This window comes from Nocardioides salarius (assembly GCF_016907435.1).
In the GTDB taxonomy this organism is placed as follows: Bacteria; Actinomycetota; Actinomycetes; order Propionibacteriales; family Nocardioidaceae; genus Nocardioides; species Nocardioides salarius.
Window position 1 is genome coordinate 1,861,927 of record NZ_JAFBBZ010000001.1, and the last position, 21,977, is coordinate 1,883,903.

Genomic DNA, 21,977 nt, shown 5'->3' on the forward strand with positions numbered 1-21,977 from the left:
CCACGACCCGCCGAGGGAGCCCTCAGGCCAGCCCGACCCGCTGCACGAACTCGTTGACGAAGGCCCCGTCGGGGTCGACGCGTCGCCGCAGCGCCCGGAAGTCCTCGGCCCGCTCGTACGCCGTCGCCGCGGTGAACCCGGGCCCGAAGACCTTGCCCCAGTGCGGACGCGGGGCGAAGGGAGCCAGCGCCGACTCGACCCGCTCGACGGCGGCGGCCACCTCGGCCGGCCGGTTGCGCCAGGTGAAGTGCAGGGCCAGCGAGTCGCGGCCCTGCGCCGGCGAGAGCCACAGGTCGTCGGCGGCGACCGTGCGCAGCTCGCTGGCGTGCAGCAGCGGGTCGAGCTCCTCGCCCAGTCCGCGCAGCGCGGCGAGCGCCGGGCCGGCCTGCTCGAGGGGCACGAACCACTCGCTCTGGATCTCGTCGCCCTGGCTGGGCTCGCGGTCGTGGCGGAAGTGCGGGAGCCGTTCGATCCAGGGGCCGTCGGTGCCCCGCAGGGTCATCGAGTCCCCCAGCCCGAGCAGCGGCGACCCGGCGCCAGCGGCGACGGCCTCCCCCATGAGCCCGGCGGCGCGGTCGAGGTCGCGGCCGGGGTCCGGCACCCGGGCCTTGACCAGCACCTCGCCCACCAGGTCTCCGCTCCACCGGGTGAAGACGCTGGTGCTGAAGCCGAGGCCCAGGACTCCCACCGGGTCGGCGAGCAGGTCGTCCCAGCGCAGGTCGAGGTGCAGCTCCTGGCGCAGGTCGTAGGGCGCCACCAGGTCGAGCTCGACCTCGACGACCACGCCCAGCGCCCCGAGCGCGACCACGCTCCCGAGGTGGTCGGGCTCCCCGCGGCGCACCGTGCGCAGCGCCCCGTCGGGCCCCACCAGCACCAGCGAGGCGACCGCAGCGCCCAGGGCCTGGTTGGCGGTGCCCGAGCCGTGGGTGCCGGTGGCGACGGCCCCGGCGGTCGAGATGTGCGGCAGCGAGCCCATGTTGGGCAGCGCCAGGCCCGCCTCGTGCACGGCGCGGGCCACGACGGCGTACCGCTGGCCGCCGCGGACGGTGACCGTGCGCGCGTGCGGGTCGACGACGACTGGGTCGGGGAAGCCCGTGGTGCTCAGCAGCGTGCCGTCGGTGTCGCAGAGGTCGTTGAAGGAGTGCCGGGTGCCCAGCACGCGCACCTTCGTCGCCGCCTCGACCTCGCGCTGGACCTCGGCGACGCTGCGGGCCTCCACGAAGCGGGCCGCGCGGTAGGTGTGCGAGCCCGCCCAGTTGCGGATCGACCCGGCCGGGCCGGCCCCGTTCACGACCCCGCCCCGGCCCCGCGGTGCGCGGCGAAGAACTCCTGCAGCAGCGCGGCCGACTCGTCGGCGAGCACCCCGGCGACCACCTCGGGGCGGTGGTTGAGACGGCGGTCGCGCACCACGTCCCAGAGGCTGCCCACGGCCCCGGCCTTGTCGTCGTACGCCGCGAAGACGACGCGCTCGACCCGGCTCAGCACCGCCGCGCCGGCGCACATCGTGCACGGCTCGAGGCTCACCACGAGGGTGCACCCCTCCAGCCGCCACTCGCCCCGCGCCTGCGCCGCCGCCCGCAGCGCGACCACCTCGGCGTGCCCGGTGGGGTCGGCCTCGGCCTCGCGCACGTTGCGGCCGCGGCCCAGCACGGCACCGGTCGCGTCGACGACCACGGCGCCGATCGGCACGTCGCCGGTGGCCAGCGCGGCGCGCGCCTCGTCGAGGGCAGCGCGCATCTCCGGCTCCCAGGGGCCGGTGGGGCGGGGGGTGGCGCTCACGCCGAGGTCAGGCCGACCACGTCGTCGAAGAGCTCGCCGAAGCCCAGGCGACGCGCGACCTCGGAGAGCAGCTCGTCGGGGTAGAGCTCCTCGTCGTCGATGAGCTCGGCCATGGTCGCGGCGCTGACACCCAGGTCGGCCAGCAGGCCGACCTCACCGGCCGGCTCCGGCTCGTCGTCGTCCTCGGGGTCGGGCAGGTGCAGGTGCTCGAGCACCGAGGCCGCCAGCTCCCACTCCTCGGCCGCCGTCACGTCGGAGAGCAGCAGACGGGTGGTGCCGCCCGAGACGCGCACCAGCACGAAGAAGTCCTCGTCGATCGCGACCAGGCCCAGGGTCCCGGCGTCGCCGGGGAAGCGGCGCAGCGCGCTCGCGAGCACGTCGACGTCCTCGAGGTGGTCGTGGGTCAGCTCGGCGACCACCCACTCGCCGTCGGTGCGGTAGGCCGCCAGCGCGAAGTCGACCTCGTCGAACTGCTCGACCATGGGGACACCCTCCGGGACGGACGAACCACGCTGCTGCACGGACGTGCGGCACTTCCTACAGTGACAGACGTCCGGGTGTGGCGACCAGCCCCTTTCCCGCGGCCCACCCCTCCGGGGCGGCGCACTAGGGTGTCGCCATGCGCACCCACGTCGTGGACCACCCGCTCGTCACCCACAAGCTCACCACGCTGCGGGACCGGAGCACCGACTCCCCGACGTTCCGGGCGCTGACCGACGAGCTGGTCACCCTGCTGGCGTACGAGGCCACCCGAGACGTGCGGGTCTCGACCGTCGAGATCCAGACCCCCGTCTCCCCCGCCACCGGCGTCCGGCTCGACTCCCCGAAGCCGCTCGTGGTGCCGATCCTGCGCGCCGGCCTGGGCATGCTCGACGGGATGATGCGCCTGCTGCCGACCGCGGAGGTCGGCTTCCTGGGCATGGTGCGCAACGAGGAGACGCTCGAGGCGTCCACGTACGCCGAGCGGCTGCCCGACGACCTGTCGGGCCGCCAGTGCTACGTGCTCGACCCGATGCTGGCCACCGGCGGCACCCTGGCCGCCGCCATCCGCTTCCTCACCGACCGCGGCGCCGACCACATCACCGCGATCTGCCTGCTCGCCGCCCCCGAGGGCTGCGAGCGCCTGGCCGCCGACCTCGAGGGCCTCGACGTGCCGGTCACGGTCGTCACCGCGGCGATGGACGAGCGGCTCAACGAGAAGGGCTACATCGTGCCCGGGCTCGGCGACGCCGGCGACCGGCTGTACGGCGTGGCCGGCTGAGGGCTCTCCGACGCCCGGCTCTACCCTCGGGGGCATGCTCTCCGCCCATGCGCTGACCCGCGACTTCGGCGAGCGTCGCGCCGTCGACCGGGTCGACCTGACCGTCCGGCCCGGTCGCATCACCGGCTTCGTCGGCGCCAACGGCGCCGGCAAGACCACCACCATGCGGATGCTGATGGGGGTGCTGGGCCCCAGCTCCGGCGAGGTGCGGTGGCACGGTCGCCCCGCGACCGCCGAGGACCGCCGCGGGTTCGGCTACATGCCCGAGGAGCGGGGCCTCTACCCGCGCATGAAGCTCGCCGAGCAGCTGGCCTTCTTCGCCCGCCTGCACGGCGCGGGACGGTCGGAGGCCCGGGCCCGGGCCGGCGAGCTCCTCGAGTTCTTCGACCTCGGCGACCGTGCCGACGACCTGCTCGACAGCCTCTCGCTGGGCAACCAGCAGCGGGTCCAGATCGCGGCCGCCCTGGTGCACCGACCCACCGCGCTGGTGCTCGACGAGCCGTTCAGCGGGCTCGACCCGCACGCGGTCGACGCGATGCTCGAGCTGCTCCAGCGCGAGGCGGGCGAGATCCCGGTGCTCTTCTCCAGCCACCAGCTCGACCTGGTCGAGCGGATCTGCGACGACGTCGTCGTGCTCGCCGGCGGGCGGGTGGTCAGCGCCGGGTCGGTCGACGACCTGCGCTCGCAGGAGACGCCGAGCTACCGGGTCGAGGTGGTCGGTCACGACGCGGGCTGGGTGCGCGACCTCGCCGGCGTCCGGGTCGACTCCATCGACGCGTCGGTGGTCCGGCTCAGGCTCGCCGGCCTGCCGCCCGCCGAGCTGGTGCCGGCCCTCGCCGCCCGCGGGGGCGTCCTCGAGGTCACCCGCGTACGTCCGTCCCTCTCCGAGATCTTCCGCGAGGTCACCCGATGAGCACGCCAGGACCCTCGACGCCGCCGGCCGGCCAGGTGTGGCGGGCGGTGGCCGCCCGCGAGCTCAGCACCCAGGCGCGCAGCAAGGCCTTCCTGCTCAGCGCCGGGTTCCTGGCGGTCGGCCTGGTGGGGCTGATCATCGTGCTCAGCATCGTGTCGGGTCGCGAGACGACCCGCGACGTCGCCGTCGTCGACGACCTGGGCAGCGCCGCGGTCGACCGGGCCGCCGCACTCGCCGGCGAGCTCGACGACGACCTGACCCTGCGCAGCACCGCCGCCGCCTCGCCCGCCGACGCCGAGCGGGCGCTGCGCGAGGGCGAGGCCGACCTCGCACTGCTGCCGGCGGCCGGCGCCGGCTACGAGCTGGTCGGCGACGACGACCTCCCCGACACCGCGGCGCAGGCCCTCGGTGCCGCGACCACCGAGCTGCTCACCCAGCGCAACGCCGAGGAGCAGGGCGTCGACCTCGACGCCCTGGCCGCCGGCGTACAGGTCGAGGAGCGGCTGCTCGATCCGGGGCCCGACGACCAGGGGCTGCGGGAGGCCGCCGCGCTCCTGCTCGTGGTGCTGTTCTTCGTCACCGCGATCACCTTCGGGATGGCGATGGCCTCGACCGTGACCCAGGAGAAGGAGAGCCGGGTCGTGGAGATCCTGGCCGCGGCGGTGCCGATCCGCGCCCTGCTGTGGGGCAAGATCGTCGGCACCAGCGCCCTCGCCTTCGCCCAGACCCTGCTGCTGGTGCTCATCGGCGTGGTCGCGCTGCTGGTCACGGGCCAGGCCTCGGCGCTCGGGGTGCTCGGCGGCGCGATCGCCTGGTACGTCGTGTTCTTCGTGCTCGGCTTCGTGACGCTGGCCAGCCTCTGGTCGGTCGCGGGGTCGATGGCCAGCCGCCAGCAGGACCTGCAGGGCACCACCGCACCGCTGCAGGCGCTGCTGATGGCGCCGTACTTCGTGGCCATCACCGCCGGCGAGAGCGTGCAGACGGTCTTCTCGATGCTGCCGGTGGTCAGCACCATGGTGATGCCCGCCCGGCTGGCCCAGGGCCCCGTCCCGGCCTGGCAGCTCGCGGTGGCCGTGGGCGTGACCCTGCTGGCCGCCGTGGTGCTGGTGCGGTTCTCGGCCCGCGTCTACGAGCGCACCCTGCTGCAGACCGGTCGGCGGATCTCCTTCGGCGAGGCGCTGCGCCACGCCCGCTGAGCGACCTCCGCTCAGGCGCCCTTGCCGGTGACCGTCACGGGCACGTTGCCGCGGGTGGCCTTGGAGTAGGGGCACACCTGGTGGGCCGCCTCGACGAGCTCCTGGGCCCTCGCGTCGTCGACGCCGGGGATGGTCGCGGTGATGTCGACGGTGACGGCGAACGACTCGCCCTCGGGGCCGAAGCCGACCGCGATCTCCAGGGTCGAGTCCGCGGCGTCCACGCCGTGCTTCTTGGCGACCAGGCCCAGCGCGCCCTGGAAGCAGGCGCCGTAGCCGACCGCGAACAGCTGCTCGGGGTTGGTGCCGGTGCCGGGACCGCCGGTCTCCTTCGGCGCGGTCAGGGTCAAGTCGAGGATGCCGTCGTCGGACTTGGCGTGGCCCTGTCGGCCGCCCTTCACGGTGGCGCGGGCGGTGTAGACGATCTTCTCCGGTGTGTTGGTCATGGCTCCAGCCAACCCGGCCGCGCAGCGAGCTGTCTCACCCCCGTGGCGCCGGCGGTCGTGAGTTTCATCGGCCGGCCGACGGAGCTGGCGGGTGGACGATGAAGCTTCATCGGCCACCCACGAGTTTCATCGGCCGGCCGATGAAACTCCCCTCGGCGGGCGGTCAGAGCGCCTTGACGGCCGCGAGCAGCTTGGCCAGCGAGTCCTTGGCGTCACCGAAGAGCAGGGTGGTACGGGGGTCGAAGAGCAGCTCGTTCTCGATGCCGGCGAAGCCCGGGCGCATCGAGCGCTTGAGGAAGACCACCTGCCGCGCCTGGTCGACGTCGAGGATCGGCATCCCGTAGATCGGCGCCGAGGGGGTGCTGCGGGCGGCCGGGTTGACCACGTCGTTGGCGCCCACGACCAGCACCACGTCGGTCTGCTTGAAGTCGCCGTTGATGTCGTCCATCTCGGCGAGCTGCTCGTAGGGCACCTGCGCCTCGGCGAGCAGCACGTTCATGTGGCCCGGCATCCGCCCGGCGACCGGGTGGATCGCGTAGTCGACCTTCGCCCCGCGGGCCAGCAGCACCTCGACGAGCTCGCGCAGGGTGTGCTGGGCCTGGGCCACGGCGAGCCCGTAGCCGGGCACCACGATGACCCGGTCGGCGTACGCCAGCAGGATCGCGACGTCCTCGGGTCCCGAGGAGCGCACCGGGCGGTCGGAGGCCTCGCCGGCGCCCAGGGTCGAGCCGCCGCGCAGCGCCCCGAAGAGGATGTTGGCCACCGACCGGCCCATCGCCCGCGCCATCAGCAGGGTCAGGAAGGTGCCGGCCGCGCCGACCAGGGTGCCGGCGACCAGCAGCACCACGCTGCCGAGCACGTAGCCGCCAGCGGCGACGGTCAGGCCGGTGAAGGCGTTGAGCAGCGAGATCACGATCGGCACGTCGGCCCCGCCGACCGGCAGCACCAGCAGCACGCCCAGTGCGAGGCCCACGAGCGCCAGCACGACGCCGAGCGCCAGCGACGCCTCGAGCACGACCAGCACCGAGAGCCCGACGCCACCCAGCAGCGCGGCCGCGAACGCGACCGGGAGCCCGGGGAAGACCACCGGGCGCGAGGTCATCAGCTCCTGCAGCTTGGCGAAGGTGACCGCCGAACCGGCGAAGGAGACCGAGCCGACCACGATCGTGAACGCCGTGGCGACGAGGTCGAAGGCGGGGGTGCCCGCACCCATGTGCTGCAGCTCCAGCAGCGCCACCAGGGCCGCCGCGCCGCCGCCGACGCCGTTGAAGAGCGCCACCATCTGCGGCATCTGGGTCATCTGGACCCTGCGCGCGCCCACGACCCCGACGCCGGAGCCGACCGCGATCGCGGCCAGCATCTGCGGCACGTGGTCGAGCTCGAGGTAGACGAACGGCACCGTCACCGCGACCACCGCGGCACCCGCGCCGACGAGGTTGCCCAACCGCGCGGTGCGCGGGCCGGAGAGCCCCTTGAGGGCCAGCACGAAGCAGACCGCGCAGCCCAGGTAGACCAGCTGCACCCAGGTCGGCATCACCGGTCGGACCTCGGTGCAGGCGACGGGCTCTTCGGGGGGGCGACGGGGGGCGGAGCCCCCCGTCTGCGCCCGAACATCTGCAGCATGCGGTCGGTGACCACGAACCCGCCGACCATGTTGATGGCGGCCAGCACGATGGCGACCAGCCCGACGACCAGCGCAGGTGTGGAGTCGGTGGCGCCGGTGACGATCACCGCGCCGAGCAGGATGATCCCGTGGATCGCGTTGGCCCCCGACATCAGCGGCGTGTGCAGCGTCGAGGAGACCTTCGAGATCACCTCGGTGCCCACGAAGACGCTGAGCACGAAGATGGTCAGCCAGACCACGCCCTCGCTCACTGGACCTCCCCTTCCGCCGGGCCCTCGACGAGCACCCGGGTCGGCTCGTGCCGGATCACGCCGGCGTGGGTCACGCAGGCACCGGCCAGGATCTCGTCGTCGAGGTCGAGCACCAGCTCGCCCTCGGGCGCGAGCAGCGTGACCAGGTTGACGACGTTCTGGGCGTAGAGCCGCGAGGCCGGGCCGGGCATCTGGGCCGGCACGTTGCGCCCACCCCACACCTGGGCCTCCCCGATGCGCACGACCTCCCCGGCGACCACGCCCTCGACGTTGCCGCCCGAGTCGGCCGCGAGGTCGACCACGACCGAGCCGGGCCGCATCTGCTCGACCATCGTCCGCGTCACCAGCACCGGCGCGGTGCGCCCGGGCACGGCCGCGGTGGTGATCAGCCCGTCGGCGGCGGCGACATACGGCGCCAGCAGGTCGCGCTGCAGCCGCGAGCGCTCCTCGCTCATCTCGCGGGCGTAGCCGCCGGCGCCCTCGAGGGTGGGCAGGTCGAGCTCGATGGCCTGCGCGCCCATCGAGCGGATCTCCTCGGCGGCGGCCGCACGCACGTCGTACGCCTTGACGACCGCGCCGAGCCGCTTGGCGGTCGCGATCGCCTGGAGGCCCGCGACGCCGGCGCCGAGCACCACGACCTCGGCGGGCGGGACGGTGCCCGCGGCGGTCATGTTGAGGGGGAAGAAGCGGCGCAGCAGGCCGGCGCAGACGATCGCGCAGCGGTAGCCGGCGACCAGCGACTGCGACGACAGCGCGTCCATCGACTGGGCTCGCGAGATCCGCGGCACCAGCTCCATGGCCAGGCTGGTCACCGACAGGTCGCGCAGGTCGCGCACCAGGTCGGGCTCGAGCGCGGTCGGCAGGAACGAGACCGTCACGGCGCCGGCGGGCAGCCGCCGGGCCGCCTCGCGGGTCAGCGGCTGCACCGAGAGCACCAGCTCGGCATCGGGGAGCGGGTCGTCGACGACGCTCGCGCCCGCCTCGGCGTACGCCGCGTCGTCGGCCAGGGCGCCCAGCCCGGCGCCGGTCTCGACCAGCACCTGGTGGCCCAGCCCGGTCAGCTTGGCGACGAGCTCGGGCACCAGCGCCACCCGGGCCTCGGCCTCCCGCGTCTCGCGCACGACTGCGACTCTCACCCTGGTCAACCTAGGGGAGATCGCCGGCGACCGCGCGTCACTCGCCGGAGCCGACCTCGACGCGTTCGAGCACCTCGTGGCGGGGCCGGCGGCGGGCACCCTGCCCCAGGTGGGAGGCCACGAGCGCGACGCTGCCCGCTCGCCAGGTGGGCCCGCGGTAGCCGTCGAGCAGGCGCACCCAGTCGTCGACGTGCCCGGCGCGCCGCAGCCGGGCCACGGTCACGTGCGGGCGGAAGCGCTGGCCGTCGACCCGCGCGCCGCTGACCGCGCCGGCGGTGCGGCAGCCCACGGCGAGGCGTTCCAGCTCGTCGTGCGGCTCGGCGTCGACACCGGCCCACAGCACCCGCGCCGCGGCGGGGTCGGGGAACGCGCCGCCCCCGGCCACGCGGGCCTCGACCGGCGTACGCCGCGCGGCCGCGGAGCGCAGCCGCTCCGCCACCTCGTCGAGGCGCCACTCCTCGACGTCGCCGTAGAAGGCCAGGGTGACGTGCAGGTGCTCGGCCAGGCTCCACCGGAAGTCGGCGGCCCCGCGCCGTACCTCGAGGAACGCGTCGAGGTGCTCGACCGCCTCGGTCGGTGGCACCAGTGCAGCGAAGAGACGCACCCCGCCAACCTAGCCGCGACCCGGCCCGGATCTCCCGCCCACCCGGCCCGTTCTTCGCGTCGAGCCGGCGCAGATCTCCCACCGAGCCGGCCCGGACCTGCACGGGGAGGTTCGGGCCGGGTCGGTGCGAGGTCTGGGCCGGGTCAGCGCGAGATTCAGGCCGGGTCGGCGCGAAGTTCGGGCCGGGTCAGACGACGTGGGCGCCGAGGAGGGTGCCGATCAGGTAGGTGACGGCCATGGCGAAGAGGCCGCCGGCGACGTTGCGCAGCACCGCCCGGCCGGTGGGGCCGTAGCCCAGCTTGGCGCTGGCCCAGCCGGTGAGGGCCAGGGCCAGGGCGACCGTGCCCATGGTCACGCCCACGCGCAGGTCGGCGACGACGAGCAGGATGGTCAGCAGCGGCAGCAGCGCGCCGATGGTGAAGGCCAGCATCGAGGCGCCGGCCGCCGCCCAGGGGCTGGTCAGGTCGTCGGGGTCGATGCCGAGCTCGGCCTCGGCGTGGGCGCCCAGGGCGTCGTGCCCGGTCAGCTGCAGGGCGACCTGCAGCGCCAGGTCCTCGTCGAGCCCCTTGCCGACGTAGATGGCGGCGAGCTCGGCGAGCTCCTCCTCGGGCTCCTCCTCGAGCTCGCGGCGCTCCTTGTCGAGCAGCGCCTGCTCGGAGTCGCTCTGGGTGCTCACCGAGACGTACTCGCCCGCCCCCATGCTCATCGCCCCGGCGGCGACCGCGGCGACGCCGGCGACCAGGATCGCGTTGCGGTCGGTGGTCGCGCCCGCGACGCCGACGACCACGCCGGCGGTCGAGACGATCCCGTCGTTGGCGCCCAGCACCGCGGCGCGCAGCCAGTTGAGACGGTTGTTGATGCTGCTGCCGTGCGGCTCGTCGTCGTGACGGGCCACCTCGACCGTGGACAGGTCGAGATCGGGGTCGAGCGCGGATCTCGTCTCGGGGGTCATGGGTCCATCATCCGTGGACCCACGACCCCCGACAACGAAGGTGAGGCTGCGCTCAGCGGCCCCGCCGGGGCGCTCAGAGGCCGAGGTCGCGGCCGATGAGCTCCTTCATGATCTCGTTCGAGCCGGCCCAGATCTTCGAGACGCGGGCGTCGCGCCAGGCCCGCGCCACGCGGTACTCGTTCATGAAGCCGTAGCCCCCGTGCAGCTGCACGCAGTGGTCGAGCACGTCGTTCTGCACCTGGCTGGTCCACCACTTGGCCTTGGCCGCGTCGACCGGGGTGAGCTCGCCCTTGTCGTGGGCCACGACGCACTGGTCGACGTACGCCTCGGCGACCTCGATAGCGGTGAACTGCTCGGCGAGCAGGAACTTGTTGTGCTGGAACTGCCCGATCGACTGTCCGAAGGCCTTGCGGTCCTTGGTGTACTGCAGCGTCTCGACCAGGATCTGCTTGGCGTGGTGCACGTTGGAGATCGCGCAGCCCAGGCGCTCCTGCGGGAGCTTCTGCATCATCGCGATGAAGCCGCCGCCGAGCTCGCCGATGACGTGGTCGTCGCCGAGGCGCACGTTCTCGAAGAACAGCTCGGCGGTGTCGGACTCGTCCTGGCCGACCTTGTCGAGCTTGCGCCCGCGGCTGAAGCCCGGGGCGTCGGAGGGGATGGCGAAGAGCGTGATGCCGCGCGCGCCCTTCTCGGGGTCGGTGCGCACCGCGGTGATCACCAGGTCGGCGGAGTAGCCGTTGGTGATGAAGGTCTTGGAGCCGTTGATGACCCACTGGTCGCCGTCGCGCACGGCGGTGGTCTTCAGCGCGGCCAGGTCGGAGCCGCCGGAGGGCTCGGTCATGCCGATGGCGAGCAGGATCTCGCCGGCCGCGACGCCGGGCAGCCAGCGCTGCTTCTGCTCCTCGGTGCCGAGCTCGACGATGTACGGCGCGGTGATGTCGGCGTGGATGCCCCAGCACGAGCCCAGCGCGGCGTTGACCTTGTTGAGCTCCTCGGCGGCGACCGCGTTGAACCGGTAGTCCCCGGCGCCCACGCCGCCGTACTCCTCGGGGATCTCCAGGCCCAGGAACCCCTGCTTGCCGGCCTCGAGCCAGAACTCGCGCGGCAGGGCCTTGTCGGCCGCGTGCTGCTCGACGTCCGGGATCACCGACCGCTCCAGGAACTCGCGCACAGACGCGCGGAAGGCCTCGTGGTCCTCGTCAAAGATGCTCCGCTTCATGGCGCACATGCTACCGGCGGGTAGCGCGTGTGGCACAGCAGCGAGCGGGGAAGGCCCCCTTGCGGGTGGGCATGGACGGGGCCCGCCCGTGCTTTGATCGATCCAACCCGCACCACCCACGCACTCGAGGGAGCACCACCCGCATGGAGACCTGGCCCGGAACCGCCTACCCGCTCGGCGCGACGTTCGACGGGAGCGGCACCAACTTCGCGCTCTTCAGCGAGGTGGCCGACAGCGTCGTGCTGTGCCTCTTCGACGACGACCCCGAGCACCCCGACGGGCCGCTGCTCGAGACCTGCGTGGAGCTGCAGGAGGTCGACGCGCACGTCTGGCACTGCTACCTGCCGACGATCCAGCCCGGGCAGCGCTACGGCTACCGCGTGCACGGCCCGTGGGACCCCGAGCAGGGCCTGCGCTGCAACCCCAACAAGCTGCTGCTCGACCCCTACGCCAAGGCGACCTGGCGCGAGATCGACTGGGACCCCAGCCTCTTCGCCTACACCTTCGGCGAGGAGGACTCCCGCAACGACGACGACTCCGCGCCGCACATGACCCTCGGCGTGGTCATCAACCCGTTCTTCGACTGGGAGGGCGACCGCCGCCCGCGCGTCGACTACAACGACACGGTCGTCTACGAGGCCCACGTCAAGGGCCTGACCCAGCTGCACCCCGACGTCCCCGAGGAGCTGCGCGGCACGTACGCCGGCGTCGCGCACCCGTCGGTCGTGGAGCACCTCAAGAAGCTCGGGGTGACCGCGGTCGAGCTGATGCCGGTGCACCAGTTCATCCAGGACAACACGCTGCTCGAGAAGGGGCTGCGCAACTACTGGGGCTACAACACCCTGGGCTTCTTCGCCCCGCACGCCGACTACTCGGCCTCCGCGCACGCCGGGGTCGGTCGCGGCCAGCAGGTCCAGGAGTTCAAGGCGATGGTCAAGGAGCTGCACGCCGCCGGCATCGAGGTGATCCTCGACGTGGTCTACAACCACACGGCCGAGGGCAACCACCTGGGCCCGACCCTGAGCATGAAGGGCATCGACAACCAGGCCTACTACCGCCTCGTCGAGGACGACCCGCGCTACTACATGGACTACACGGGCACCGGCAACACGCTCAACGTGCGCCACCCGCACTCGCTGCAGCTGATCATGGACTCGTTGCGCTACTGGGTCACCGAGATGCACGTCGACGGCTTCCGCTTCGACCTGGCCTCCGCGCTGGCGCGCGAGTTCTACGAGGTCGACCGGCTGGCGACGTTCTTCGAGCTCGTCCAGCAGGACCCGGTCGTGAGCCAGGTCAAGCTGATCGCCGAGCCGTGGGACGTGGGCCCCGGCGGCTACCAGGTCGGCGGCTTCCCGCCGCAGTGGACCGAGTGGAACGGCGCCTACCGCGACACCGTGCGCGACTTCTGGCGCGGCGAGCCGTCGCTGGGCGAGTTCGCCAGCCGGCTCTCCGGCTCCTCCGACCTCTACGAGCAGTCGGGCCGGCGCCCCTTCGCGAGCATCAACTTCGTCACCGCCCACGACGGCTTCACGCTGCGCGACCTCGTGTCCTACAACGACAAGCACAACGAGGCCAACGGCGAGGACAACAACGACGGCGAGAGCCACAACCGCTCGTGGAACCACGGCGTCGAGGGGCCCACCGACGATGCGGCGGTCCTCGAGCTGCGGGCCCGCGCCCAGCGCAACCACCTCACCACGCTGCTGCTGAGCCAGGGCGTGCCGATGCTGCTGCACGGCGACGAGGCCGGGCGCACCCAGGACGGCAACAACAACACCTACGCCCAGGACTCCGAGATCGCCTGGATGCACTGGGACCGCCTCGACACCCCGCTGGTGGAGTTCACCGCCGCGGTCTCCCGGCTGCGCGCCGAGCACCCGACCTTCCGCCGCAAGCGCTTCTTCACCGGCAACACCGTGCGCACCGGCCCCGAGGGCGCCGAGCGGCTCAACGACATCGTGTGGCTGCACCCCTCCGGGCGCCCGATGGAGGACGAGGACTGGGAGGGCGACGACCGGGTGCTCGGGATGTACCTCAACGGCCACGGCATCGCCGGGCGCGACCCGCGCGGCCAGGTCATCGAGGACGACCACTTCCTGCTCTACTTCAACGCCGCCGACTTCGACGTCGAGGTGACCCTGCCCCCCGAGGAGTACGCCGCGCGCTGGCAGGTCGCCATCAACACCGCCGGCAACGGCGACCGTCCCGAGCCGCTCGACCCCGACAGCGTCGTCACGATGGCCTCGCGCAGCGTGCTGGTGCTCCAGGAGTACGCCGCCCCCGAGGCCGACGTGGACCACTCGGTGGCCGCCTCGATGGCCGCGCAGTCCCAGACCGCGACCGGCGAGGAGGCCTGACGTGGGTGGTCCCACCCGCCGGCCGGTGTCGACCTACCGCTTCCAGGTCAGCGCCGACCTCGACCTGCCGGAGGTGGCCCGCCGGCTGGCCTACGTGCACGACCTGGGCGTCGACTGGGTCTACCTCTCGCCGCTCCTGGCCGCCGAGCCCGGCAGCAGCCACGGCTACGACGTGGTCGCCCACGACCACCTCGACGAGTCCCGCGGCGGCGAGGAGGGCCTGGACGCCGTCAGCGCCGAGGCCCGGCGCCTGGGCCTGGGCGTGCTCGTCGACATCGTGCCCAACCACGTCGGGGTCGCCACGCCCAGCGAGGACCCGTGGTGGTGGGAGGTGCTGCGCGACGGCCGCGACGCCGAGCACGCGGGCGCCTTCGACATCGACTGGGACACCGCCGACCAGCGCCTGCGCATCCCCGTCGTCGGCGACGACGACCTGCTGCCCGACGGGCAGGTCGACCACCTGCGCCTCGTCGAGGGCGAGCGCGGCCTCGAGCTGCACTACTGGGACCAGGCCTTCCCCGTGGCCCACGGCACCGCTGAGGGCGTCGACGACGACCCGCAGGCCGTGCACGCGCGCCAGCACTACGAGCTCGTCGACTGGCACCGCGCCGACGACGCGCTGAACTACCGCCGCTTCTTCGCCGTCAACACCCTCGCCGCGGTGCGGGTGGAGGAGCCCGAGGTCTTCGACGAGACCCACGTCGAGATCCGCCGCTGGTTCACCGAGGGCCTCGTCGACGGGCTGCGCGTCGACCACCCCGACGGCCTGCGCGACCCGAAGGGCTACCTCGACGACCTCGCCGAGCTCACCGGGTCGGCGTACACGCTGGTGGAGAAGATCCTCGAGCCCGGCGAGGCGCTGCCGACCAGCTGGGCCACCGACGGCACCACCGGGTACGACGCCCTGGCCTGGGTCGACCGGGTGCTCACCGACCCCGCGGGTCAGGCGCCGCTCGACGCGCTCGAGGCGCGGCTGCGCGGGCTGCCCGACGGCGAGGTCGTCGACTACCCCGCGATGGTGCACGACCTCAAGCGCGAGGTGGCCGACGGCATCCTGCACAGCGAGGTGCGGCGCATCGTGCGCGACCTGCGCCGCGACGTGCCCGAGCGGGTGCCCTCGAGCACCGCCGACGCGGTCGCCGAGCTGATGGCCTGCTTCCCCGTCTACCGCTCCTACCTGCCCGAGGGCGCCGAGCACGTCGACCAGGCGTTCGCGGCCGCCCGCGAGCGCCGCCCCGACCTGGCCGCCACCCTCGACACCATCGAGCCGTGGCTGCGCGACCCCTCGCTCGACGCCTGCCGCCGCTTCCAGCAGACCAGCGGGATGGTGATGGCCAAGGGCGTCGAGGACTGCGCGTTCTACCGCTACTCGCGCCTGACCTCGCTCAACGAGGTCGGCGGCGACCCCCACGAGTTCTCGCTGCCGGTGGACGAGCTGCACCAGCACCTCGCGGCGCGCCAGCGTGACTGGCCGCACGCGATGACGACGCTGTCGACCCACGACACCAAGCGGGGCGAGGACGTGCGCGCGCGCATCACCGTGCTCGCCGAGGTGCCGCAGCGCTGGGAGGAGACGCTCGACCGGCTGCTGGCGCTGGCGCCGCTGCCCGACCCGGGCTTCGGCTCCCTGCTGTGGCAGGCCGTGCTGGGCGCCTGGGGCTCCGACCCCGACGACGTGCTGCGCGAGCGGCTGCACGGCTACGCGATGAAGGCGATGCGCGAGGCCGGCGACCGCACCACCTGGACCGAGCCCGACGAGACCTACGAGGCCGCTGTGCACGCCGCCGTCGACGCCGCCTTCGACGACCGCGAGGTCCGGGGCGTGCTCGAGGCCCTGGTGGCCGAGGTCGTCGACGCGGGCTGGTCGAACGCGCTGTCCGCCAAGCTGCTCGCGACCACGCTGCCGGGCGTGCCCGACGTCTACCAGGGCTCCGAGCTGTGGGAGCAGTCGCTGGTCGACCCCGACAACCGGCGCCCGGTCGACCTCGACCTGCGGGCCCGGCTGCTCGCCGGGATCGACGCCGGGCAGCGCCCGGCCGCCCCGTCGGGCGTCGATGACACCGGCGCCGCCAAGCTGCTGGTCACCACGGCCGCGCTGCGGCTGCGCCGCGACCACGCCGACCTGTTCACCGGCTACACCCCGATCGCCGCGACCGGCGAGGCCTCCGGCCACGTCGTCGCCTTCGACCGGGGCGGCGCCGTCACGGTGGCGACCCGGCTGCCCCTCGGGCTCGCGGACCGCGGCGGCTGGGGCGGGACCCGTCTCGACCTGCCGGCCGGACGCTGGCGCGACGTGCTGACCGGCGAGGTGACCGACGGCGACCTCGCGACCCTGCTGGCGACCTACCCCGTCGCCCTGCTCGTCAAGGAGGACCGATGACCACGACGACCACGCCCGGCCACGGCCACCGACGCGGGCGCTTCGACGTCTGGGCCCCGCGGCCCGAGCGCGTGCGGCTGCTGGTGGCCGGCGAGACCGTGCCGATGCGCCGGGGCGACGACGACTGGTGGACACCCGACGGGCCGGTGCCCGAGGGCGCTCAGGAGGGCGAGGTCGACTACGGCTACCTGCTCGACGACGACCCCGACCCGCGACCCGACCCGCGCTCGCGGCGCCAGCCGGACGGCGTGCACGGGCTCTCGCGCACCTACGACCCGTCGGCCTTCGCCTGGACCGACCACTCCTGGACCGGCCGCCAGCTCGCCGGCTCGGTGATCTACGAGATGCACGTGGGCACCTTCACCCCCGAGGGCACCCTCGACGCCGCGCTCGGCCGGCTCGACCACCTCGTCGACTTCGGCGTCGACCTGGTCGAGGTGATGCCGGTCAACGCCTTCAACGGCACCCACAACTGGGGCTACGACGGCGTCGCCTGGTTCGCGGTCGCCGAGTCGTACGGCGGCCCCGAGGCCTACCAGCGCTTCGTCGACGGCTGCCACGCGAAGGGCCTGGGCGTGATCCAGGACGTGGTGCACAACCACCTGGGCCCGTCGGGCAACTACCTGCCGCTCTACGCGCCGTACCTCAAGGACGGTCGCAACACCTGGGGCGACCTGGTCAACCTCGACGGCCAGGGGTCGGCCGAGGTGCGCCGCTACATCCTCGACAACGTCGCGATGTGGCTGCGCGACCACCACGTCGACGGGCTGCGCCTCGACGCCGTGCACGCGCTCTCCGACGACTCCGAGGTGCACCTGCTCGAGGAGATGGCCGTCGAGGTGGCGGCCCTGTCGGCCCACCAGCGCCGGCCGCTGACGCTCATCGCCGAGTCCGACCTCAACGACCCGGTGATGATCCGTCCTCGCGAGGCCGGTGGCCGCGGGCTCGACGCCCAGTGGAGCGACGACTACCACCACGCCGTGCACGTCGCGCTGAGCGGCGAGACGACCGGCTACTACGCCGACTTCGAGCCGCTCACCGCGCTGAAGAAGGTCGTCGAGCAGGGCTTCTTCCACGACGGCACCCACAGCTCCTTCCGCGGGCGCGACCACGGGGTGCCCATCGACACCGACCACACCGCCACCTGGCGGCTGGTGGTGGCCAACCAGAACCACGACCAGGTCGGCAACCGGGCCGTGGGCGACCGCCTCAGCGACCCCGCGCCGGGCCACCTCGACGACGACCAGCTCGGCTGCGCCGCGATGCTGACCCTGCTGGGGCCCTTCACCCCGATGCTCTTCCAGGGCGAGGAGTGGGCGGCCTCCACACCGTTCCAGTTCTTCACCAGCCACCCCGAGCCCGACCTGGGCACCGCCACGGCAGAGGGCCGGATCGCGGAGTTCGAGCAGATGGGTTGGGACCCCGCCGTGGTGCCCGACCCGCAGGACCCTGCGACCTTCGAGCGCTCCAAGCTCGACTGGAGCGAGCTCGGGCACGGGCGGCACGCGCGGCTGCTCGAGCTCTACCGCACGCTGGGCCGGCTGCGAAGGGAGTGGCCCGAGCTGACCGACCCGTCGTTCGCGGCCACCCGGTGCGAGGTCGACGAGACCGCGAGGCTCGTGGTGCTGCACCGGGGTCGGCTCCAGGTCGTGCTCAACCTGGGCGAGACGCCGCTCGAGGTGCACACCGGTCCGGGGCAGTTGCTCGCCGCCACCGCGTCGGGCGCCGAGCTCGACGCGCAGGGCCTGCTGGTGCTGCCCGGGCACGCCGGCGCCGTCGTACGGGCCTGACCGCGGCCCGGCTGGTCCTCACCAGCCGGGTCGCGAGGCCGCCTGGGTCACAGTGAGTCGAGGTCGACCATGTCCTCGTCGGCGGGTGCCTCGACCTCGAGCGGCTCGTCGAACTCGGTGAAGGTCACCGTGCCCGTGTCCTCGCCCTCGGTCTTCTCGATCCGCACCAGGTGGTGGGGCTCCTCGACGGCGACGTAGCCGGTCGAGGTCTCGCCGTCCTCGTCGGTGGACTCGACCGCCACGACGGCGATCCCGTCGACCTCGCTCTGCTCACCGGTCTCGTACGTCGACTCGGTGTCGCTCTCGACGAGCTCGTCGAGCAGCTGGTCGAGGTCGCAGAACTCCGCGAACCCGTCGTCCTCGCCCAGCACCACCCACCGGCCGGCGACGAGGTCGATGACCTGGTCGGCCTGGGGGCCGGCCTGCGACGTCCAGAACTCCTCGCTGGGCCGGAACCAGGCCTGCCCGCCGACGCTGAGGACCTCGGCCTCGGCGCCGTCCAGGGTCAGGGTGCCGGTGCAGTCGCCCGCGGTGCTGGTGGCCAGGTCGAGGGAGATCTCGTCGCCACCCATCGTGATGTCGCCGCGCACCCGCACGCTCTCCAGCTGACCCATCGCCTCGCCCGACGCGTCGCGGATCTCGGCGCCCTCCTGCTCGGCGAAGGCCGACGAGCCCGCGGAGTCGCCCGTCTGGTCGTCACCGGCCGAGGAGCCGTCCCCGTCGTCGCCGCAGCCGACCAGGGCCGCGCTCGCTGCCAGCAGCGCCGCCACCTCCGCCGTACGTCGTGCCCAGCCGGCCATGTCGTGGTCCTCTCGTCGCGCGTGGTCGTGGTCAGATCACACCACGTGCGCCGCCGGCCCGCGAGCGCTCTCCACAACCCTCTCCACAGGCGGGGCGCCCAGGACGGCCGACGCTCAGCCCGTGCGGGCGCCCAGGACCTCGTCGACCCAGGCGGGCACGAGCTCGCCGGCCGGGCCGTGACGGGAGTCGTGGAACCACATGGAGCCCTCGGAGGGCACCAGGTTGAGCTCGAGGGTGCGGGCGCCGTGGCGGCGCGCGTGCTGCACGAAGCCCGCGGCCGGGTAGACCGCCCCGGAGGTGCCCACGGACACGAACGTGTCGGCGCAGCCGAGGCGCTCGAGGATGAGGTCCATCTGGTAGGGGATCTCGCCGAACCACACCACGTCGGGGCGCAGCTCGGCGTGCCCGCAGCCCGGGCACGGCGGGTGGTCGAGCAGCTCGCGCTCCCAGCGCACCCGGCCCTCGCAGGCGCGGCACAGCGCCGAGAGCAGCTCACCGTGCATGTGCACGACGTGGCGCGACCCGGCCCGTTCGTGCAGGTCGTCGATGTTCTGGGTGACCAGCAGCAGGTCGTCGCCCAGCGCCTCCTCGAGCCGTGCCAGCGCGCGGTGGGCGGGGTTGGGCTCGACGCGGGCCAGGGCGCTGCGCCGCTCGTCGTAGAAGCGCAGCACCCGCGAGGGCGCCAGCTCGTAGGCCTCGGGGGTGGCGACGTCCTCGACGTGGTGGCCCTCCCAGAGCCCGTCGGCGTCACGGAAGGTGGGCACCCCGCTCTCCGCGGAGATGCCGGCTCCGGTCAGGACGACGACGCTCACCGGCCCAGGGTAGGCCGAGCGCGTCCTCGGGTGCGGCTCAGGACACCACCGTGAGATCGAAGTCCACGACGAGCCCGTCCACCGTCGTGGTGGTCGCCTCCACCGTCACGTCGCCCGCGCTGGAGACGATGTCGCAGGTCGTGGTCGCGCCCTCCTCGCCGACCAGCTCGCCCTCGCAGGTCACCTCGTCGATCGTGAGCCCCGGGTCGGCGTACGCGCGCTCGACCGCGTCGGCGACCTCGTCGGCAGGGATGAAGAGGGTCTGCTCGAACTCGACCTCGTCGCCTTCCACCGCGGTGACCACCAGCCGCACGCCCGTCGTCGACCCGTCGTCGGAGAAGGTGATCAGGCAGTCCTGGGTGGCCTCCACCTCGGCCTCGAGCTCGCCCTCGCAGGCGACGTCGTACCGGTCGGCGTCGGGCCCGCTCATGTTGGCCGAGACCTCGCCCTCGAGGTCGGCCCGGTCGACGGCGCCGGGGCCCCCGACGGAGATCTCACCGCTGCAGGCGCTCAGCAGCAGGGCGGGCGCGAGCACCGCGCCGACCAGGGACGGGGACAGGACGGGCAGGCGCACGAGGACCCCCAGGGGACGGGGCGCGCACGACGGCGCCCGACCCCTGAGCATCCCTCGCGGGGGCCGCAGGGGTGGGCGGTTCTCGTGAGGTCCCGTCCCTGGTCTGGACCGCGGGAGGTCCGGGCCGGCTCGGCGGGAGGTTTGGGCCGGGTCGGCGCGAAGTTCGGGCCGGCTCAGTAGTACCAGGGGTAAGGCGACCAGTCGGGGTCGCGCTTCTCGAGGAACTGGTCGCGGCCCTCGGCGGCCTCGTCGGTCATGTAGGCCAGGCGGGTGGTCTCGCCGGCGAAGAGCTGCTGGCCGACCAGGCCGTCGTCGATGGCGTTGAAGGAGTACTTCAGCATCCGCTGCGCGGTCGGGCTCTTGCCGTTGATCAGGCGGCCCCACTCCAGGGCGGTGGCCTCGAGCTCGGCGTGCGGCACGGCCTTGTTGACCGTGCCCATCGCGGCGCCCTCCTCGGCCGAGTAGGTCTGGCCGAGGAAGAAGATCTCGCGGGCCTTCTTCTGCCCCACCTGGCGGGCCAGGTACGCCGACCCGAAGCCGCCGTCGAAGGAGCCGACGTCGGCGTCGGTCTGCTTGAAGCGGGCCTCCTCGAGGCTGGCCAGCGTGAGGTCGCAGACCACGTGCAGCGAGTGCCCGCCGCCGGCGGTCCAGCCGGGGACCACGCAGATGACGATCTTGGGCATGAAGCGGATCAGCCGCTGCACCTCGAGGATGTGCAGGCGCCCGAGGCGGGCCTTGTCGACGGTCTCGGCGCTCTCGCCCTCGGCGTACTGGTAGCCGGCGCGGCCGCGGATGCGCTGGTCGCCGCCGGTGCAGAAGGCCCACTTGCCGTTCTTGTCGCTCGGGCCGTTGCCGGTCAGCAGCACGCACCCGACGTCGCTGGTGGTGCGGGCGTGCTCGAGCACCCGCAGCAGCTCGTCGACGGTGTGCGGGCGGAAGGCGTTGAGCACGTCGGGGCGGTCGAAGGCGACCCGCACGGTGCCGTGGGCGCGCGCCCGGTGGTAGGTCAGGTCGGTCAGGTCCTCGAAGCCGGGCACGACGTCCCAGGCCTCGGCGTCGAAGATCTCCGACACCCCGTCGATGGCGCTCATGGCCAGCAGCGTATCGGCGCGCCGGGGAGCTGCCGGTCCGGGCCGGGTCGACGCGAGATCTGGGCCGGGTCGACGCGAGATCTGGGCCGGGTCGGCGCGAGGTCCGGGCCGGGTCGACCCTGCTCAGGGTCGGGCGATGCCGACCGCGAGCGCGGCCAGGTGGCCGACCCGGGCCAGCTCGGAGTCGAGGAACTCGGGGCCGCCGCGGCGCCCCAGCAGCACGACCTCGCCGTCGCTGAGGTCGACGGCGGCGTAGACGTTGTTGTCGTCGCCGTCGATCTCGGCGCGCTGGGCGCGCTGGGAGCGCACGACCTCGACGAACGGCAGCTCCGCCGGCGCCGCGTCGGTGGCGTGCATGATGCCGTCGCTGCGGTGCACCCGTGCGGCCCAGTCGGCCCGGAAGGTCACCGGCAGCAGGTCGACGAGGCGGTTGATGGCCTGCGTGGGGCTGGCGGTCAGCTCCTCGACGGCCTCGAGGTCGAGGAACAGCTGGCCGCCGGCGGCGTACCGGCTGATCCACAGCACCCGGACCCCCGGCGTCGCGTGGCAGGCCGAGACGATCGTGTCGGGCATGGTGCCGGGCACCAGCTCGAGCAGCACGTCGTCGACGGCCACGTCGTCGCGCTTCTCGACGATCTCGATGGCCTCGATGTCGCCGCCGGCCTCACCGATGCGGGTCGCCAGCCGCCCCAGGGAGCCGGGGACGTCGGGCAGCTCGACACGCAGCAGGAAGGACACGCATCGACCCTAGCCCGCCCGTGTTGCGGGCGCGTGTCACGCGCGGCCGGCGG

Annotated in this window: 21 protein-coding genes; 6 read left to right on the forward strand and 15 right to left on the reverse strand. The window is 73.4% G+C overall.

All coding sequences use genetic code 11. The annotated features are described in order from the left end of the window. Positions 1-22: 22 nt before the first annotated feature. Genes JOE61_RS22460 through JOE61_RS09020 form a run of 3 tightly spaced genes read right to left on the reverse strand, consistent with a single transcriptional unit; the run spans position 23 to position 2,261 of the window. Positions 23-1,291: a D-arabinono-1,4-lactone oxidase gene (locus tag JOE61_RS22460; protein WP_193669730.1), complete on the reverse strand. Its 1,269-nt coding sequence runs from the start codon at positions 1,289-1,291 to the stop codon at positions 23-25. Continuing rightward, entirely contained in the window at positions 1,288-1,737 is a 450-nt protein-coding gene (locus JOE61_RS09015) for a nucleoside deaminase (protein WP_193669801.1), read from the reverse strand. The genes JOE61_RS22460 and JOE61_RS09015 overlap by 4 nt, the downstream gene beginning before the upstream one ends. 38 nt (positions 1,738-1,775) lie before the next feature. Further along, positions 1,776-2,261, reverse strand: coding sequence for a tRNA adenosine deaminase-associated protein (locus JOE61_RS09020; protein WP_193669731.1), 486 nt, complete (start codon positions 2,259-2,261; stop codon positions 1,776-1,778). Between the two features lie 137 nt (positions 2,262-2,398). On the opposite strand from JOE61_RS09020, the gene upp reads away from it, so the two are divergent. From upp to JOE61_RS09035, 3 genes are read left to right on the forward strand one after another with little or no spacing between them, the layout of a single operon-like run. Beyond that, positions 2,399-3,040 (forward strand): uracil phosphoribosyltransferase, encoded by a 642-nt coding sequence (gene upp / locus JOE61_RS09025; RefSeq protein ID WP_193669732.1) that lies wholly within the window; start codon positions 2,399-2,401, stop codon positions 3,038-3,040. Between the two features lie 34 nt (positions 3,041-3,074). Beyond that, positions 3,075-3,953, forward strand: a complete 879-nt coding sequence (locus JOE61_RS09030) for an ABC transporter ATP-binding protein (protein ID WP_193669733.1) — start codon at positions 3,075-3,077, stop codon at positions 3,951-3,953. Then, the gene (locus tag JOE61_RS09035; protein ID WP_193669734.1) at positions 3,950-5,149 is read left to right on the forward strand and encodes an ABC transporter permease; all 1,200 of its coding nucleotides are present in this window, start codon (positions 3,950-3,952) and stop codon (positions 5,147-5,149) included. Before JOE61_RS09030 ends, JOE61_RS09035 begins: the two co-directional genes overlap by 4 nt. An 11-nt stretch (positions 5,150-5,160) precedes the next feature. Here JOE61_RS09035 and JOE61_RS09040 read toward each other — a convergent pair whose 3' ends face one another. The 7 genes from JOE61_RS09040 to JOE61_RS09070 all read right to left on the reverse strand — a co-directional run bounded on the left by JOE61_RS09040 (position 5,161) and on the right by JOE61_RS09070 (position 11,378). Beyond that, positions 5,161-5,592 carry an organic hydroperoxide resistance protein gene (locus JOE61_RS09040; RefSeq protein ID WP_193669735.1) on the reverse strand — a complete coding sequence of 144 codons (432 nt, stop codon included), beginning with the start codon at positions 5,590-5,592 and terminating at the stop codon, positions 5,161-5,163. A gap of 163 nt (positions 5,593-5,755) precedes the next feature. Beyond that, positions 5,756-7,126, reverse strand: coding sequence for an NAD(P)(+) transhydrogenase (Re/Si-specific) subunit beta (locus JOE61_RS09045; protein ID WP_193669802.1), 1,371 nt, complete (start codon positions 7,124-7,126; stop codon positions 5,756-5,758). After that, positions 7,126-7,467, reverse strand: coding sequence for an NAD(P) transhydrogenase subunit alpha part 2 (locus JOE61_RS09050; RefSeq protein WP_193669736.1), 342 nt, complete (start codon positions 7,465-7,467; stop codon positions 7,126-7,128). Before JOE61_RS09050 ends, JOE61_RS09045 begins: the two co-directional genes overlap by 1 nt. Beyond that, positions 7,464-8,603, reverse strand: coding sequence for an NAD(P) transhydrogenase subunit alpha (locus tag JOE61_RS09055; RefSeq protein WP_193669737.1), 1,140 nt, complete (start codon positions 8,601-8,603; stop codon positions 7,464-7,466). The genes JOE61_RS09050 and JOE61_RS09055 overlap by 4 nt, the downstream gene beginning before the upstream one ends. Before the next feature lie 37 nt (positions 8,604-8,640). Then, complete coding sequence (thpR, locus tag JOE61_RS09060) at positions 8,641-9,207, reverse strand: RNA 2',3'-cyclic phosphodiesterase (protein ID WP_193669738.1); 567 nt, start codon at positions 9,205-9,207, stop codon at positions 8,641-8,643. Positions 9,208-9,394: 187 nt separating this feature from the next. After that, positions 9,395-10,159 carry a VIT1/CCC1 transporter family protein gene (locus JOE61_RS09065; RefSeq protein ID WP_193669739.1) on the reverse strand — a complete coding sequence of 255 codons (765 nt, stop codon included), beginning with the start codon at positions 10,157-10,159 and terminating at the stop codon, positions 9,395-9,397. A gap of 73 nt (positions 10,160-10,232) precedes the next feature. Then, on the reverse strand, positions 10,233-11,378 hold the full coding sequence (locus JOE61_RS09070; RefSeq protein WP_193669740.1) for an acyl-CoA dehydrogenase family protein: 1,146 nt from the start codon (positions 11,376-11,378) through the stop codon (positions 10,233-10,235). A gap of 143 nt (positions 11,379-11,521) precedes the next feature. On the opposite strand from JOE61_RS09070, the gene glgX reads away from it, so the two are divergent. Genes glgX through treZ form a run of 3 tightly spaced genes read left to right on the forward strand, consistent with a single transcriptional unit; the run spans position 11,522 to position 17,908 of the window. Next, complete coding sequence (gene glgX, locus JOE61_RS09075; RefSeq protein WP_193669741.1) at positions 11,522-13,738, forward strand: glycogen debranching protein GlgX; 2,217 nt, start codon at positions 11,522-11,524, stop codon at positions 13,736-13,738. A gap of 1 nt (position 13,739) precedes the next feature. Further along, positions 13,740-16,118 carry a malto-oligosyltrehalose synthase gene (gene treY / locus JOE61_RS09080; RefSeq protein WP_193669742.1) on the forward strand — a complete coding sequence of 793 codons (2,379 nt, stop codon included), beginning with the start codon at positions 13,740-13,742 and terminating at the stop codon, positions 16,116-16,118. Further along, on the forward strand, positions 16,115-17,908 hold the full coding sequence (treZ, locus tag JOE61_RS09085; RefSeq protein ID WP_193669743.1) for a malto-oligosyltrehalose trehalohydrolase: 1,794 nt from the start codon (positions 16,115-16,117) through the stop codon (positions 17,906-17,908). The genes treY and treZ overlap by 4 nt, the downstream gene beginning before the upstream one ends. 47 nt (positions 17,909-17,955) lie before the next feature. On the opposite strand, the gene JOE61_RS09090 is transcribed toward treZ, so the two are convergent. The 5 genes from JOE61_RS09090 to JOE61_RS09110 form a co-directional block, all read right to left on the reverse strand. Then, on the reverse strand, positions 17,956-18,708 hold the full coding sequence (locus tag JOE61_RS09090; protein WP_193669744.1) for a LolA-like protein: 753 nt from the start codon (positions 18,706-18,708) through the stop codon (positions 17,956-17,958). Positions 18,709-18,822: 114 nt separating this feature from the next. Then, positions 18,823-19,521: an NAD-dependent deacylase gene (locus JOE61_RS09095; RefSeq protein ID WP_193669745.1), complete on the reverse strand. Its 699-nt coding sequence runs from the start codon at positions 19,519-19,521 to the stop codon at positions 18,823-18,825. Between the two features lie 37 nt (positions 19,522-19,558). Then, entirely contained in the window at positions 19,559-20,095 is a 537-nt protein-coding gene (locus JOE61_RS09100) for a DUF4333 domain-containing protein (protein ID WP_193669746.1), read from the reverse strand. Positions 20,096-20,268: 173 nt separating this feature from the next. Beyond that, positions 20,269-21,186: a 1,4-dihydroxy-2-naphthoyl-CoA synthase gene (locus JOE61_RS09105; RefSeq protein WP_193669747.1), complete on the reverse strand. Its 918-nt coding sequence runs from the start codon at positions 21,184-21,186 to the stop codon at positions 20,269-20,271. A 123-nt stretch (positions 21,187-21,309) separates the two neighbouring features. Further along, entirely contained in the window at positions 21,310-21,924 is a 615-nt protein-coding gene (locus tag JOE61_RS09110) for an ACT domain-containing protein (protein ID WP_193669748.1), read from the reverse strand. Positions 21,925-21,977: the final 53 nt, after the last annotated feature.